The sequence below is a fragment of the Streptomyces sp. V1I1 genome, assembly GCF_030817355.1.
Taxonomy (GTDB): Bacteria; Actinomycetota; Actinomycetes; order Streptomycetales; family Streptomycetaceae; genus Streptomyces.
In genome coordinates, this window is the sequence record NZ_JAUSZH010000001.1 from 6,662,581 (window position 1) to 6,677,710 (window position 15,130).

At 69.9% G+C, this 15,130-nt stretch carries 11 protein-coding genes and 3 pseudogenes; 8 read left to right on the forward strand and 6 right to left on the reverse strand.

Going from position 1 to position 15,130, the window contains the following annotated elements:
• Positions 1-73: 73 nt before the first annotated feature.
• Positions 74-928: an alpha/beta fold hydrolase gene (locus QFZ67_RS31195; RefSeq protein WP_307664389.1), complete on the reverse strand. Its 855-nt coding sequence runs from the start codon at positions 926-928 to the stop codon at positions 74-76.
• Between the two features lie 186 nt (positions 929-1,114).
• Between QFZ67_RS31195 and QFZ67_RS31200 the strand changes: the two genes are divergently transcribed.
• The 5 genes and pseudogenes from QFZ67_RS31200 to QFZ67_RS31220 all read left to right on the forward strand — a co-directional run bounded on the left by QFZ67_RS31200 (position 1,115) and on the right by QFZ67_RS31220 (position 8,905).
• Entirely contained in the window at positions 1,115-1,927 is an 813-nt protein-coding gene (locus QFZ67_RS31200) for a slipin family protein (protein ID WP_307664390.1), read from the forward strand.
• Positions 1,928-2,149: 222 nt separating this feature from the next.
• Positions 2,150-3,235 (forward strand): S1 family peptidase, encoded by a 1,086-nt coding sequence (locus QFZ67_RS31205; protein ID WP_307666037.1) that lies wholly within the window; start codon positions 2,150-2,152, stop codon positions 3,233-3,235.
• 222 nt (positions 3,236-3,457) lie between these two features.
• Positions 3,458-6,938: pseudogene (locus QFZ67_RS31210) on the forward strand (DNA polymerase III subunit alpha).
• Positions 6,935-7,915 (forward strand): hypothetical protein, encoded by a 981-nt coding sequence (locus tag QFZ67_RS31215; RefSeq protein ID WP_307664391.1) that lies wholly within the window; start codon positions 6,935-6,937, stop codon positions 7,913-7,915. The pseudogene QFZ67_RS31210 and the gene QFZ67_RS31215 overlap by 4 nt, the downstream one beginning before the upstream one ends.
• A 132-nt stretch (positions 7,916-8,047) precedes the next feature.
• Complete coding sequence (locus QFZ67_RS31220) at positions 8,048-8,905, forward strand: triacylglycerol lipase (RefSeq protein WP_307664392.1); 858 nt, start codon at positions 8,048-8,050, stop codon at positions 8,903-8,905.
• A gap of 69 nt (positions 8,906-8,974) precedes the next feature.
• Here QFZ67_RS31220 and QFZ67_RS31225 read toward each other — a convergent pair.
• Positions 8,975-9,986 (reverse strand): annotated as a pseudogene (locus tag QFZ67_RS31225) (lytic polysaccharide monooxygenase).
• 435 nt (positions 9,987-10,421) lie between these two features.
• On the opposite strand from QFZ67_RS31225, the gene QFZ67_RS31230 reads away from it, so the two are divergent.
• Positions 10,422-10,691 carry a DUF3817 domain-containing protein gene (locus QFZ67_RS31230; RefSeq protein WP_307664393.1) on the forward strand — a complete coding sequence of 90 codons (270 nt, stop codon included), beginning with the start codon at positions 10,422-10,424 and terminating at the stop codon, positions 10,689-10,691.
• A gap of 16 nt (positions 10,692-10,707) precedes the next feature.
• A pseudogene (locus QFZ67_RS31235) lies at positions 10,708-10,832 on the forward strand (transcriptional regulator); the annotation flags it as partial.
• 78 nt (positions 10,833-10,910) lie between these two features.
• On the opposite strand, the gene QFZ67_RS31240 reads toward QFZ67_RS31235, so the two are convergent.
• From QFZ67_RS31240 to QFZ67_RS31250, 3 genes are all read right to left on the reverse strand, one after another.
• On the reverse strand, positions 10,911-11,846 hold the full coding sequence (locus QFZ67_RS31240) for a nitroreductase/quinone reductase family protein (protein ID WP_307664394.1): 936 nt from the start codon (positions 11,844-11,846) through the stop codon (positions 10,911-10,913).
• A 698-nt stretch (positions 11,847-12,544) separates the two neighbouring features.
• Positions 12,545-13,252, reverse strand: coding sequence for a DUF6454 family protein (locus QFZ67_RS31245; protein ID WP_307664395.1), 708 nt, complete (start codon positions 13,250-13,252; stop codon positions 12,545-12,547).
• Positions 13,253-13,324: 72 nt separating this feature from the next.
• The gene (locus tag QFZ67_RS31250) at positions 13,325-13,573 is read right to left on the reverse strand and encodes a hypothetical protein (RefSeq protein ID WP_307664396.1); all 249 of its coding nucleotides are present in this window, start codon (positions 13,571-13,573) and stop codon (positions 13,325-13,327) included.
• A gap of 217 nt (positions 13,574-13,790) precedes the next feature.
• Here QFZ67_RS31250 and QFZ67_RS31255 point away from each other — a divergent pair, with 217 nt between their 5' ends.
• Complete coding sequence (locus tag QFZ67_RS31255; RefSeq protein WP_307664397.1) at positions 13,791-14,597, forward strand: class I SAM-dependent methyltransferase; 807 nt, start codon at positions 13,791-13,793, stop codon at positions 14,595-14,597.
• A gap of 52 nt (positions 14,598-14,649) precedes the next feature.
• On the opposite strand, the gene QFZ67_RS31260 is transcribed toward QFZ67_RS31255, so the two are convergent.
• Positions 14,650-15,078, reverse strand: coding sequence for a hypothetical protein (locus tag QFZ67_RS31260; protein ID WP_307664398.1), 429 nt, complete (start codon positions 15,076-15,078; stop codon positions 14,650-14,652).
• Between the last annotated feature and the right edge of the window lie 52 nt (positions 15,079-15,130).

Here is a 15,130-nt window from a genome sequence, read left to right on the forward strand (position 1 = left end):
GTGGGGGTCCCCCCGGACGAAGTCTGGGGGAGATTGAGGACGAACCGGCTACCGGGCGGCCCCGGTCACCCCGTCACCTCTCGAGCAGCCACGTCAAGATCCGCGGCAACGCATGCAGCGCGTCGAAGTGCGCGGCGGTCGGTTCGAGTACGGTCGTCGCGCCCGGGATGCGCTGCGCCAGCCAGCGGGAGTGGCCCACGGGTGAGAAGACGTCCTTCTCGCCGTGCCAGAGCATCACCGGGCCCTTGATGTCGGCGGGGTCGAAGCCCCAGGGGCTGCAGAAGGCGAGTGCGTCGTCGATCCAGCCGTACGCGGAACTACGCAGCGCCTCCTGGTAGTTGCGAAGCAGCATGGACCTGACACCCGCGTCCGACACCACCATCCGGTCGGATTCGGTCAGCTCCCTGCGCAGATCGTCGAGCAGCCGGATCGGGTCCTTCCTGATCTCGGCGGAGCGCAGGATGAACCGCTCGGTCAGCCCTGCCGGGTCGTCCGACGCGCTGGTGTACTCCAGGACATTGGACGCGGCCATGCCCTCGAACCAGTCGAGTCCGTCGGCGTCCCTGGGCGCGAGCGTCACCAGAGCGGCGGTACGGGTGATCCGCTCCGGCATCAGGGCCGCACAGGCCAGCGCGTGCGGTGCGCCGCCCGAGCGGCCCACCACGGCGAACCGCTCCAGGCCGAGCTCGTCGGCGATCGCCCGTACGTCCTGGGCGACATCGGCGACGCTGCGTCCCGCCAGCCGGTCCGAACCGCCGTAGCCGGGGCGGTCGTACGCGATCAGCTGTGTGCCGCGCTGGTACAGCACCATGCCGCGCGGCGCCGGGCCCAGCCTGCTGCCGGGGGTGCCGTGCAGCAGGAACACCGGTCTGCCGTGCGGATCGCCCAGCCGTTCCACCATCAGATGCCGCCCGTCCGCCGTGCGCATCCGACGTCGCACTCCCGAGCCCCCTTCGTCGTAAGTGCCCCGTGCAGGCATGTGAGCCTTGGCATTCCCCACCGGTTCGATGATTACCCATCAGGGCCCTCACCGGGACTGCCTTTGTAGTCATTTGGGGGTTACCGTCGAAGAGGTACGTGCAGGCGCGTCCACATCGCACCCCAGGGGGCCGTGATGGTTGAGGCACTGGTGACGGCCGGCGTGGCCGTCGCGTCCGCGGGCGTCGTCTATGTGATGGCGGCGGCCCGGGTGGTCAAGCAGTACGAGCGGGGTGTGGTCTTCCGGCTCGGAAGGCTCAAGTCCTCGGTACGCGGCCCGGGTCTCACGCTGATCGTGCCGTTCGTGGACCGGCTTCGTAAGGTCAATCTGCAGATCGTGACCATGCCGGTGCCCGCGCAGGACGGCATCACGCGGGACAACGTGACGGTGCGGGTCGACGCGGTGATCTATTTCAAGGTCGTCGACGCCGCCGATGCCGTGGTGCAGGTGGAGGATTACCGGTTCGCGGTCTCGCAGATGGCGCAGACGTCGTTGCGGTCGATCATCGGCAAGAGCGATCTGGACGATCTGCTGTCGAATCGCGAAAAGCTCAATCAGGGGCTGGAGTTGATGATCGACAGTCCGGCGATCGGCTGGGGCGTGCAGATCGACCGGGTGGAGATCAAGGACGTCTCACTGCCGGAGACGATGAAGCGGTCGATGGCGCGGCAGGCGGAGGCGGACCGTGAGCGGCGGGCCCGCGTCATCAACGCGGACGCGGAGTTGCAGGCCTCGAAGAAGCTGGCGGAGGCGGCCGGGGTGATGTCGGAGCAGCCCGCGGCGCTTCAGCTGCGGCTGCTCCAGACCGTGGTAGCCGTCGCCGCGGAGAAGAACTCCACCCTGGTGCTGCCCTTCCCGGTGGAGCTGCTGCGCTTCCTGGAACGGGCCCAGCAGCCGCTGCCGCCCGCGGAGCCCGGTCCCGCGGAAGCGAAAACAGGACAGGACTAGTCCTTACGCGCTGCCCATGGCCTGGTTGCACGCGGTGTTCGCAAACGAAACCGACCAGTGGGGACGCTTTCTGTGAAGGCACTGTGAACGCACCCGCGTTGTCGTGTGCGCGTCCTGAAGTCGACCTTGTGTGCTACCGATCGGTATCGGAATAGTGGGCGCCCCATCCTCCGTGTCCTGGCACCCCACTTGCCCGGACACGGCCCCCACAGGAGGTCGATGTTGAAGCACCGACGCATGCCCAAAAGGAAAGCGGCGATCGCAGGCGGCGCGGTCGTCGCGCTGGTAGCCGCGGGCCTCACCTTCCAGAGTGCGAACGCCAGTGACGACACTGACCAGTTCGTCGCCAAGACGCTGTCCGCGGTAGCGGCCGGAAACCTTGCTTCCACCCTCAGCAAGGATCTGGGCACCGACGCGGCCGGTACGTACTACGACGCCGACACGAAGGCCCTCGTGGTGAACGTCGTCGACGAGACGGCCGCCGAGACCGTGCGCAAGGCGGGCGGCAAGGCCAGAATCGTGGAGAACACCCTCGCCGAGCTGAAGACCGCCCGGCAGACCCTCACCGTCAAGGCGACCATCCCCGGCACCTCCTGGGCCGTCGACCCGGTCACCAACAGGGTCGTCGTCACCGCCGACCGTACGGTCAAGGGTGCGGCGTGGGACAAGCTCAGCCAGGTCGTCAAGGGCCTTGGCGGCAAGGCCGAACTGAAGAAGTCCGCCGGGGAGTTCAAGCCCCTGATCGCGGGCGGCGACGCCATCCACTCCGGCGGCGGACGCTGTTCGCTCGGCTTCAACGTGGTCAAGGACGGCGAGCCGCACTTCATCACCGCCGGACACTGCGGGCAGGCCGGCAGCGAGTGGTCCGACTCGGCGGGCGGCCCGGCGATCGGCTCGATGGTCGACTCGCAGTTCCCCGAGAACGACTTTGCGCTCGTCAAGTACAGCGGCAGCACCGAGCACCCGAGCGAGGTCAACCTCTACAACGGCAGCTCGCAGGCGATCACCAAGGCGGGTGAGGCGACCGTCGGCATGCAGGTGCAGCGCAGTGGCTCCACCACCCAGGTGCACGACGGTGAGGTCACCGGGCTCGACGCCACCGTGAACTACGGCAACGGCGACATCGTCAACGGTCTCATCCAGACCACGGTCTGCGCCGAGCCGGGCGACAGCGGCGGCTCGCTCTTCGCGGGCGACACCGCGATCGGTCTGACCTCGGGCGGCAGCGGTGACTGCTCCTCGGGTGGCGAGACCTTCTTCCAGCCGGTGCCGGAAGCACTGAGCGCGTTCGGAGCCGAGATCGGCTGACGGCTCCCTCGTCTCTTTCCGGTCCGGCCCGCCCATGGAGAGCTCCATGGCGGGCCGGACCTCTTTTTTACGTCCTTGATCGCGCCGAAGAAGCCTTGTGCCCGGTGTTCACGCAGGTGGGGCGGGGTCGAATGGCTGATGCGCGACGTGTCGCACGAATGTTCGAAACTTGGTCTATGGTGGAGGTGGGGGAGGTGAGACGGACTGATCCAGGAGGTGCGGGTGCCCGGGTTCACGCATCTGCACACCGTTTCCGGGTTCTCCCTGCGATACGGGGCCTCGCACCCGGAGCGGCTTGCCGAGTGCGCCGCCGAGCGAGGCATGGACGCCCTCGCGCTGACCGACCGCGACACCGTCGCGGGCACGGTCCGCTTCGCGAAGGCCTGCGCCGAGGCCGGAGTGCGGCCGCTGTTCGGGGTGGGCCTCGCGGTCGGTGAGCGGGCGCGCAAGGAGGGGCCCACCGAGCGGCGGCGTACCCCGGTGCGCGGCGGCGCGTTCGTGGACGAGTCCGCTCCCCGTACGGTCTTCCTCGCCCGGTCCCGCGAGGGCTGGGCCGAGCTCTGCCGACTGGTGACCGCCGCCCACGCGGCGGACGACGGCAGCCCGCTGCTGTCCTGGGACGACAACCACGGCGAGGGGCTGACCGCGCTGCTCGGCCCCACCTCCGAGATCGGCCGGGCGCTGTCCGCCGGCCGTCCCGACCGCGCGGCGAAGCTGCTCGTGCCCTGGCAGGAGCGCTACGGCGACCGGCTGCGCCTGGAAGTCGTGCACCACGGCCTCATGGGCACCGGACCCGGCTCGCTGCGGCACGCCGCCCGCACCCTCGGCTTCGCCGCCGAACAGGGCGTGCGGGCCGTGCTCACCAATGCCGTCCGGTACGCCGACCCGGGGCAGGGTCCGGTCGCCGACGTCCTCGACGCCGCCCGCCGGCTCGTACCCATAGACCCGCGCAAGGGCCTCGACAGCGGGGAGCGCTGGCTCAAGGAACCGGCCGAGATGGCCCGTACCGCCGAGCGGGTCGCCGAGGCCGCAGGCTTCCGGCGCGACACCGCACACCGGCTGCTCGCCATGACGGAGGAGACGGCGGCCGAGTGCCTGGTCGACGCCGAGGACGATCTGGGGATCGGCGCCGTCCACTTCCCGGAGCCGCATCTGGTCGGCGCCGGGCGCCGCACCCCGCAGCGGGTGCTCGCCTCCCGCGCCGCCGCCGCAATGGTGCTGCGCGGCTACGACGGCCGCCGTGAGTACTGGGAGCGGATGCACCACGAGCTGGACATCATCGCGTACTACGGCTACGCCTCGTACTTCCTGACGGTCGCCCAAGTCGTCGACGACGTGAAGAAGATGGGCATCAGGGTCGCGGCGCGCGGCTCCGGCGCCGGCTCGCTCGTCAACCATCTCCTCGGCATCGCGCACGCCGACCCCGTCGAGCACGGGCTGCTGATGGAGCGCTTCCTCTCCACCCGGCGCTCCGTGCTGCCCGACATCGACATCGATGTGGAGTCCGCCCGCCGGCTCGAGGTCTACCGCGCGATCATCGGCCGCTTCGGCGAGGAGCGGGTCGCGACCGTCGCCATGCCCGAGACCTACCGGGTGCGCCATGCGGTACGGGACGTGGGCGCCGCGCTCTCCATGGACCCCGCCGAGATCGACAGGATCGCCAAGTCCTTCCCGCACATCCGCGCCCGCGACGCGCGCGCCGCCATGGAGGAGCTGCCCGAACTGCGCCAACTGGCAGGGGAGCTTCAGCGGGAAGGGGACAAGTACGGACGGCTGTGGGAGCTGGTCGAGGCGCTGGACGCGCTGCCGCGCGGCGTCGCCATGCACCCGTGCGGGGTGCTGCTCTCGGACGCCACGCTCCTCGCGCGTACGCCGGTGGTGCCCACCAGCGGCGAGAGCTTCCCCATGTCGCAGTTCGACAAGGACGACGTGCAGGACCTCGGGCTGCTCAAGCTCGACGTCCTGGGGGTGCGGATGCAGTCGGCGATGGCGCACGCGGTCGCCGAGCTGCGGCGGGCGACGGGGGAGGAGCTCGACCTTGACGACCCGGAGCAGGTGGAGCCGGACGACCCGGCGACGTATCAACTCATCAAGTCCACCGAGACACTGGGCTGCTTCCAGATCGAGTCGCCGGGCCAGCGCGACCTGGTCGGCCGGCTGCAGCCTTCCACCTTTGGTGACCTGGTCGTCGACATCTCGCTCTTACAGGCCGGGGCCGGTCGCCGCCGACATGGTGCGGCCGTTCATCGAGGCCAGACACGGCCGGACGCCCGTCCGGTATCCGCATCCGGATCTGGAGGGGCCGCTGAAGGAGACGTACGGAGTGGTCGTCTTCCATGAGCAGATCATCGAGATGGTGAACATCATGACCGGCTGCGGCCGGGGTGAGGCCGACCGGGTGCGACGCGGACTCTCCCACCCCGAGTCGCAGGGGAAGATCAAGGTCTGGTTCGCGCAGCACGCGGAGGCCAGGGGGTACGGACCCGAAGTGATCGCCCGTACCTGGGAGATCATCGAAGCCTTCGGCTCGTACGGCTTCTGCAAGGCGCACGCGGTGGCCTTCGCGGTGCCGACGTACCAGTCGGCGTGGCTCAAGGCGCACCACCCGGCGGCCTTCTACGCCGGGCTGCTCACGCACGACCCGGGAATGTACCCGAAGCGGCTGCTGCTGGCGGACGCGCGGCGGCGCGGGGTGCCGGTGCTGCCGCTGGATGTGAACCGGTCGGCGGCCGCCCATCGAATCGAACTGGTGTCCGGTACTCCTGATCGGTGGGGGCTGCGGCTCGCCCTCTCGGACGTTCATGGCATCAGCGAGGCCGAGACCGCGCGGATCGAGGCCGGGCAGCCCTACTCCTCGCTGCTGGATTTCTGGCAGCGGGCCCGTCCCGGGCGTCCGGTCGCCGAACGGCTCGCCCAGGTGGGCGCGTTGGACGCCTTCGGCGCGAACCGCCGCGACCTGCTGCTGCACCTCGCCGAACTCCACCGCGGGCAGCGCGGTCCGGGATCCGGTTCGCGGGCGGGCTCGGGGCCGTACGGCAGTCAACTCCCCCTGGGCGACGGGCAGAAGACCGCCCCGGTCGGACTCCCCGACCTCGGCGACGCGGAACGCCTCAGCGCCGAGCTCGGCGTCCTCGGTATGGACGCGTCCCGCCATCTGATGGGGGATCACCATGCCTTCCTCAAAGAGCTCGGAGTGGTCTCGGCGCAGCGGCTGCGCGCGGCACGGCACGGGCAGACGGTGCTGGTCGCGGGCGCGAAGGCGGCCACCCAGACACCGCCGATCAGGTCCGGCAAGAGGGTCATCTTCACCACGCTCGACGACGGTACGGGCCTGGTCGACCTCGCCTTCTTCGACGACAGCCACGCCGCGTGCGCGCACACCGTCTTCCACTCCTGGCTGCTGCTGGTACGCGGGGTGGTGCAGCGGCGCGGGCCGCGCAGCCTCAGCGTGGTCGGCGCGGCGGCCTGGAATCTGGCGGAGCTGGTGGAGCTGCGGCGTACGGGCGGGCTCGACGCGGTCGCGGCGCGGCTTGCGGAAGTCCCGGAGAAGGAGGGGCCGGCCGAGGCTCCGGCGGACAGTGGCCGGCGGATCCAGCTGTCGACGGGCTATGAGCTGAACCCCTGGGCGGACCTCCAGCCGCCGGGTGAGGGGACCCCGACCGGACGGAAGTTGTGGCACCAGAGTCCGGGGAGCGCGGGATGATCCTCTACGTACGCTTCCGACTGGCCCCGGCGCTTGAGACGGGCGGGGTCGAGGCGGCGCTGCCCGCGCTGCTCGGCCTGGCCGAGGACATCAGCCCCGTCGTGCAGGCGCTCCCGCCCGACGCCGCGCTCATCGATGTCCAGGGCGCCGAACGGTACTTCGAGCGGGACGCGGCCCAGCTCGCCGCGCTGCTGCGGGTGCGGGCGCTCGCGCACTGCGGGGTGGACTGCGCGATCGGTGCGGGCCCGAGCCCGATGCTGGCCAGGATGGCGGCGCGGGAGGCCGTGCCCGGGACGACCCTGGTGGTGACGGACGACGAGACGGCCGGGTTCCTGGCCGACAAGCCGGTCGCCGCGCTGGACGGCGTCGGGACGGCGACGGCCCGCACGCTGTGCGCGTACGGCCTCGACTGCGTCGGCCGCGTGGCCGAAGCGCCGCTCGCCGTGCTCCAGCGGATCGTCGGCGCGAAGGCCGGGCGCGAGCTGTGGGAGCGGGCGCGCGGCATCGACCGTACGACTGTCGTTCCGAACGCCGCCGCACGCTCGATCGCCGCCGAACGGGCTTTCAACCGGGATGAGTTGGACCCCGTACGGCACCGCACGGCGCTGCTCTCGATCGCCGAGGAACTGGGGCTGAGGATGCGCGCCGAGGGCCAGGTGTGCCGCTCCCTTACCCTCACCGTGCGGTACGCCGACCGGTCCACGACCACGCGGGCGCGCACCCTGCGCGAGCCGACCGCCCACTCCGCGGCGCTCACCGGTGTCGCGTACCGGATCCATGAGTCGCTCGGCCTGCAGCGTGCCCGGGTGCGGAGCCTGTCGCTGCGCGCCGAGGACCTGACGCCGGTCGAACGGGCGGCCCGGCAGCTGACGTTCGACCCGGCGGACGAGCGGGCGCGCAGGATCGAGGCGGTGGCGGACCGGGCGCGGGCGAAGTTCGGGCCGCGGGCGGTGGTTCCGGGCTCACTCGCCGCATAGCGCCTATGTGTTGACCAGGGGTCAGTTTTTACCGGCGCGTAACTTCCAATCTTTCTTTACTCGTGCGTAAGTTGGCTTGAGCACCACAAATCCAGCCATCGCTACTCCCTTGAGCCGCAAGGAGATTGCCCGATGCTGCCCTGGAAACGTGCCCTCAGACCGGTCGCCGCCCTGCTGTTGGCCGTGTCTGTCGCCCTCACACCTGCCGTCGCGAACGCCGACCCAGCGCCCCGCAGCGGCTGGAACAACTACTCCTGCAAACCATCCGCCGCCCACCCCCGCCCCGTCGTCCTCGTCCACGGAACCTTAGGGAACTCCGTCGACAACTGGCTCGCCCTCGCCCCGTACCTGGTCAGACGCGGCTACTGCGTCTTCTCCCTCGACTACGGGCAGCTCCCCGGCGTGCCCTTCTTCCACGGCCTCGGCCCGATCGACAACTCGGCCGAGCAACTCGACACGTACGTCGACAAGGTGCTCGCCGCGACCGGCGCATCCGAAGTGGACCTCGTCGGCCACTCCCAGGGCGGCATGATGCCGCGCCACTACCTCAAGTTCCTGGGCGGGGCCGACAAGGTGAACGCGCTGATCGGCCTCGCACCCGACAACCACGGCACCACGCTGAACGGCCTTACCAAGCTGCTGCCGTACTTCCCGGGCGCCGAGGATCTGCTCAGCGCCGCCACTCCGGGGCTGGCCGACCAGATGGCCGGCTCCGCCTTCCTCACCAAGCTCAACGCGGGCGGCGACACCGTGCCCGGCGTGCGCTACACGGTCATCGCCACTCGCTACGACGAGGTGGTCACGCCGTACCGCTCGCAGTACCTGGCAGGTCCGGGCGTACAGAATGTGCTGCTCCAGGCCCTGTGCGCGGTCGACCTGTCGGAGCATGTGGCGATAGGGCTGTTCGACCGGATCGCGTACCACGAGGTGACGAACGCACTGGATCCGGCGCATGCGACGCCGACGACGTGCGCGTCGGTATTCGACTGAGAAAAGCGCAACTGCGGCCCGCTCCCTTTCGGGGGAGCGGGCCGCAGCCCTGCCTCTTCGTCGTATACGTCAGCGGCTGTGACGCCCGCCGGCGGTCGCCCTGCGGCGGGCGGTGCCGAACATCGCCGCGGCGCCGATGGCGAGGGCGGCGGCGCCGCCGATCGCCATGTACGGGGTGTTGCCGTCGCCGCCGGTCTCGGCGAGGTTGTCGCCGGCGGGGTTCGGGGCGGCGGCGGGCTTGGCGACGCTGTTCGCTTCGGGAGCGTTGTTGCCGGCGTTGTTGTCGGCAGGCTTCTCGGCAGGCTTGTCGGCCGCAGCTGCGTCGGTCGCCTCCGCGTGATCGCCACCGTGGCCACCGTGATCGACGGTGGACTTGTCCGCGCCGTCCGCGATGTCCTCCTCGGAGGGTGCGGAGGCGGTCGGGGCGGGCGCACCGCCGCCGTTGTCCTGCCCGAAGACCACGTCGGAGCAGGTGTAGAAGGCCTCGGGAGAGTCCGAGCGCTGCCAGATCGAGTAGATGAGGTGCCGGCCGGACTTGTTCGGGACGACGCCGTCGAAGACGTACTCACCGTTCTGCAGCGTGGGGTTGGTGACCTTCGCGAACGGCTTCTCTTCCAGGTCCGACCACTTGAGGGGCTTGGTGGGGTCGTAGCCGTCCTTGGTGAGGTACAGCTCGAAGGAACCCTTGTGCGGGGCGGTCGCCTTGTAGCGGAAGGTGCGGTTGCCGGACGCGAGCTTGGAGGACGGCCAGTCGGCGCGGGGCAGGTCGAGCCCCTTGTACTTGTCGCGGCCGGCGCTGCACAGCTTTCCGTCCGGGATCAACTGCTGGTGGTTTCCGGCGGCGTTGGCGATGTTGACTTCGTTCCAGTCGTAGAAGGCCTGCGTACCGCTGGCCGCGACCGCCGCCTTGCACGCCGCCGAATCCGGACTCTCCGGGCCCCTCGGCGAAGCAGGCGGACACCCGGCTGACCGGGTCCGTCATCGACCCGTGCGCGACGGCCGGCGCGGCAGCCAGACCGGCGAGCGCGAGCGGCGCGAACCCGAGGGCGGCGACCGAGGTGACCTTACGGCGAGCGGTCATGGTGACGTACTCCTTCAAGAGCGGCATATGGGGGGTCCCGAGGCAGGCTCGAACTGGCGGCGCGGCCCCCCGTAGGACCACAGCGCCGACCGCTCGAACCGGCCCCGGCGATCAGCAAGCTAGCCGCTCGCAACCGCGAAATCGCCTGCTGGGAGGGGGTGATGGCGATCCTTATGCTCGCTTTAAGGCGGGGGTAAGAGGGCGCTCAGGAAGTTGGGTCGTGCGCGCTTGTCCAGCGGCGGAACGGGGATCGGCTCTCCATCACCGTCCGGGTGCGATCGCCTGAGGCCGTTCGTTCGAACACCTCGATCGGGGTGGACAGGTGGAAGGGGATGACTCCGTCCAGGGCGAGGACAGCCACGGTACGCATGGCGCAAGCATCACCGTGACCGTCCTGATGATCGTCCGCCCCGGATCCACCACAGGAGCCTGATCATGAACCGACCGAGCAGACTCCTCCGGGTCACCGCCTCCCTCGAACTTGCCTCCCTGGCAGTCCTGCTGGCCAATGTCAGCGTGCTGCACCTGCAAGCCGTCGCCTCAGCGATCGGCCCCCTGCACGGCTGCGCATATCTGATCGTCATCATCGCGACGGCCCGCGAGGCAGGCCCGGACCGGACGGCCACCGCACTCTCGGCCGTCCCCGGCATCGGGGGCATGCTCGCCCTGCGGCGGCTCGCCACGAGGTACGCGCGGCCGGCCTGACCGGCCTGCTTAGGGCCACATCCCCGTGCCCGAGCGACGGCCGCCCCTTTGGGCGGAGGCCGCCCGCGCTACAGTCACCAGGGGCGGCTCGCGGATGGCTACCAGGTCCTGCGGATCGCCGAGAGCTGCGCGGCCGAGGAGCCGGCGGGCGTGCGGTATCCGCAGGGTGAGGGAGCGCGGTGACGGGCCGGCGCCGCACCGCCCTCCTGCGGTCACCCGTCAGGTGGTGGCGCTTTCCGCCGTGTCGGGTACCGGCAGTGCCGGGGGCCACGGGATCTCCGCCAGCACGGGAAGTAGCGACTCCTCCTCGTAGTCGAGGTGCGCCGTCAGTTCCTGCGACATCCGGTCCAGCTCGGTGCGGAAACGCCGCGGGTCAGCGGTGCTGATGTCGGCCAGCAGGGCGAGGAGTTCGCCCTGGACACGGGTGACCGTCCGGTGTTCGTCGCGGAGCCGGTCGATGGCGTCGCGCAGGTGGGGGTGGTAGCTCGCGATCGCGGGGAACAGGTGCCCGTCCTCGCTGGTGTGGTGGAACTCCAGGGACTGGCAGAACGCGAGGCAGTGCTGCCGGATCTGCAGGCCGAGCCCTGGCGCCGGCGGTTCGTCGGAGCCGTGGTGGGCCGCCTGCGCGGCGAAGTGGGCGTCGGCCTCGGCGCGCACGTGCCGCAACTGCGAGCGCAGCCAGGTGTGGACCTCTATCAGCTTGTCGGCGAGGTTGTTGACCTCGCGGGGACCTGCCCCTTCCTCGGGCTCGGCCCGCTCCAGCGCCACGACCGGCAGGGCTCGGGTGGTCCGGGTCTGGTAGTCGCCGTATCCGGGCACCGCGCGCACCACGTGCGCGAACAGCCGCTCGCGCCGAGCGCCCTCGGCGGGGACGGCGATCGCTGCGAACGACTCGGTGCCGATCTCCACCTGCACCTGGGGATGGGCGAGCACGTTGTGGTACCAGGCGGGATGACTTGGCGCGCCGAGGTTGGACCCGACGACCAGCAGGAGGTCGCCGTCACGGACGTAGCCGAGGGGAGTGGTGTGCTGTTTCCCCGACTTCGCGCCGGTGGTGGTCAGCAGAAGGAGGTCGCCGCCCTCGAAGGGACCACCGACCTTTCCTTCGTTGGCGCGGAACTCCTCGATGACGGATTGGTTGAAGGACGTGGGCATACGGTGTCGAATCTCCAGGTGAAGAGTGCGTGGTCCGCGGTGACGGTGGATGACCGCGGTGATGGTGGATGACAGTGATGCGCGCAGCGCGTGGTGACCGCGCGCGAGCCCTCGCCCGGAGACGGACATCGATAGTCGATCGAGCACGCGGAGCCGTGGAGCAGTGGACGGTCGCCGGGATGCGGCGGCCGTCGGAGGCTCGGGAGGCAAGGCGTACAGACGTCACACGGCGGTGCAGGACACCGCGGACGACAAGGGACGACGCGCGGACGCGTTTACGTCAGGCGCAGATCGCTGAGTGTGAACTCATGGCATGGCCCCTTGGTGAATGGTGTCCGCCCGATCACCGGCCTGCCCACTGCTCTTTGGCCGGTGTCACGCGACACGCGCACCATTACAACCAGCCGGTAGTCGCCTGTCAATGCGGAAGAACGCGCGCGGACGCGGTTCGCTGGCCTGCGGTCGCGGGGGGTGTGGCAGCCGTGCACCGACCGCCGCAGCGGCTGGACTGCCTTCCTCAGCGTGAGGTCGACCTCCGGTGCGGGTGCCGTACAACCGGCGACCACCCCGGCCAGGACCGCGCACGCCCCCGCACCCCGAATCAGCCGACCTTGGCCTCGTAGATGAGGATCTCGGTGCCGGACACCTCTTCGCCGTCGTCGGGAGCCGCCCACATCCGCAGCTTGCTGCCCTCCGCCTCACAGCATCAGCTCACGCTTGGTGTACGCGCAGTCCTGGTAGTCCACGAAGTGGCTGGAGTTGGCCGAGTGGGCCAGTTGCCTGCCCTTGCCGCTCCAGGTGTAGAACTCCCGGGATCCCCACGTCACTCCGTGCAGCTCGCCGGTCCTGGGATCGGGCACGATGCCGCCGACGTGGTCAGCGACCTGGAACTCTTCATGCACCTCGAGGGTGGCCAGGTCGATCCGGTAGACGATCGAGTGGCTGTACGGCCGGTACTCCGCGACCGGAACCCACAGCGACGTCCCATCGGCGTCGATTCCGCCAGGGTGGTAGGCGTCTCCTTCTCCGAGGACGATGTCCTTCAGCAGGTTGCCCTTCAGGTCGAGCACGAAGACATGCCCGCGGCCCTTGCCCGGCGTCCGGTCGTACCCGTCGACCGGCTGCGGGTACTTCAGCGGCGGCTCGATGATCTCCACGCTGGACAGGAAGAGCCGGTCCCCGACACGGGCGAAGCCCTGCGGGTGATGGGTTGGGAAGTTCAGCTTGATCCGCTCGGCCAGATTCCACTGTGTCGATCGGTTCAGCTCGGAGACCGCTTCGACCAGCGGCGCGTTCTTGGGGGACTGGGCCGTACCTACGGCTGGAGTGGTGGTCACTGCCACCGCCGCTGCTGCCAGCACGGCTCCGGCCAGGACAGCGCCGTGGAACTTGTTGACGGATCTCATCGGACGGCCTCCAGACGCAATTGGGAACTTCGTCTTCCGCATGTCTACGGTCGGTCGGCAGCCGAGCCGTGACTAATCCCACCGGGCGGGTGACCTGAAACCGAATATCCGGTCGAAGGCGGCGGGCATGAAGGCGGGCATGAAGGCGGGCATGAAGGCGGGCATGAAGACGCAGACGATCTCGGCGGCGTCCACCGGGGAGACCGGGGCGAACAGGCCTCCGAGCACGGCCAGGCCCAGGCCGAGATGGCTGTCGGTCAGGGAGACGCCGTCGGTCCACGCTGCGAGTGGTTGCCGCGGCCAACGAGGCCTGCGCGGCACTCGGCCGAACGGCTTTCCCGAACGAGTGAGACGGCGGTTTCCGGGGGCGGGCCCGTCAGGCCGGGCGGCGTCGCGCGCGCGGACGCGCGGCGTAGGGGCAGGAGTACGGTCAGGAGTACGGGCGGGAGTACAGGGGCAGGCGGCCGGGGAAGCGTGTCATCTCCCGCGTGGTTAGCATCCGCGCAGGGGCAGCCCACGGATGGCACGGGAGGCCGTCATGCACAAGACACCCGCTCCGCGGCTGTCGAGGAACCGTTCACGGCTGGGGCACAAGGTGCGCTACGCGCTGCGGCATCCCCAGCGCGTGCTCCCGTACCTGCGACGGGCGAGCCGGGACGGCTGGCTCCGGTTCCGGCACCGCGGGAGTCACATCGCGTACTACCGGGCGGTGATGGCGTCGGACACGGCGAGGAGTCCGGAGGCGGCGGTCGGCGGCGGCCCGTCGCACGACCGCTGGCTGGCCATCGGACAGCTGCAGTACGACTACCTGGTGCGACACGGCCTGAATCCGCAGGACCGGATGCTGGAGATCGGGTGCGGCAACCTGCGGGCCGGGTGGCGGTTCATCGAGCATTTGGAGCCCGGCCATTACGTCGGCATCGACATCTCGCCCGACATCCTCATCGAGGCCAAGAAGACCCTGGTCCAGTACGGCCTCCAGGACAAGATGCCGTACCTGACACCCGTCGACGACCTGACGCTGGACTTCCTTCCCGATGCCTGGTTCACGGTGGTGCACGCGCACAGCGTGTTCTCGCACTCACCGCTGGAGGTCATCGACGAATGCCTCTCGCACGTCGGACGGGTGCTGGCCCCCGGCGGCTTCTTCGACTTCACCTACGACCGCACCGAAGGCAGCGAGCACCAGGTGCTTGGCGAGGACTTCTACTACCGCACGGAGACGATGATCCGGCTGGCCGAGAAGCACGGTCTCGTCGCCTGCTTCATGGACGACTGGGAGCGACTGCCGCACGGCCAGTCGAAGCTCCGGGTCAGCCATCCCACGCCCGACCGGGTCACCTGACCCGACCGTGCCCGACCGTGTCACCTGCCTGACCCGACCGCGGCCAGGCCGTTCAGCGGGAGGCGAGGCTGGTGCGCGCTGCCGCCATGAAGGTGGCCTTGGGCGTCTCGAGGTGCTCGTTCACCCCGGCGTCGCCGATGTCTCGCCACACTGCCTGGTTGAGCGCACGGCCGTAGACGTGGACGGGGTCCTGCACGGCCTCGTCGCAGAGCAGCATGAGCGTCCGCTCCGCGGTCCACAGCGCGGTCATCATGGGCTGGGTCTGTGTCATCCAGCCTTCCTCGTCGTCACCCCACGGTTCGGGACGGCGATAGGCGGCTCGTTCGGCCGCCTGGGCGCACGCGATGAAGTCCTTGATCGCCTGCAACTGCTCTGCCCGGCGAGCCTCTGCGGTGGCGGCAGCCTGCTTCCGTTCTTCCGTTCTCTCGGCGGACCGCTGGGTGGCGCGCTGTGCGAACGCCGTCAGCCCACTGCCGAGCACAACACCACTGAGCGACAAGACCGATGCCCAGAGTTCCCCAGCGACTGCGATG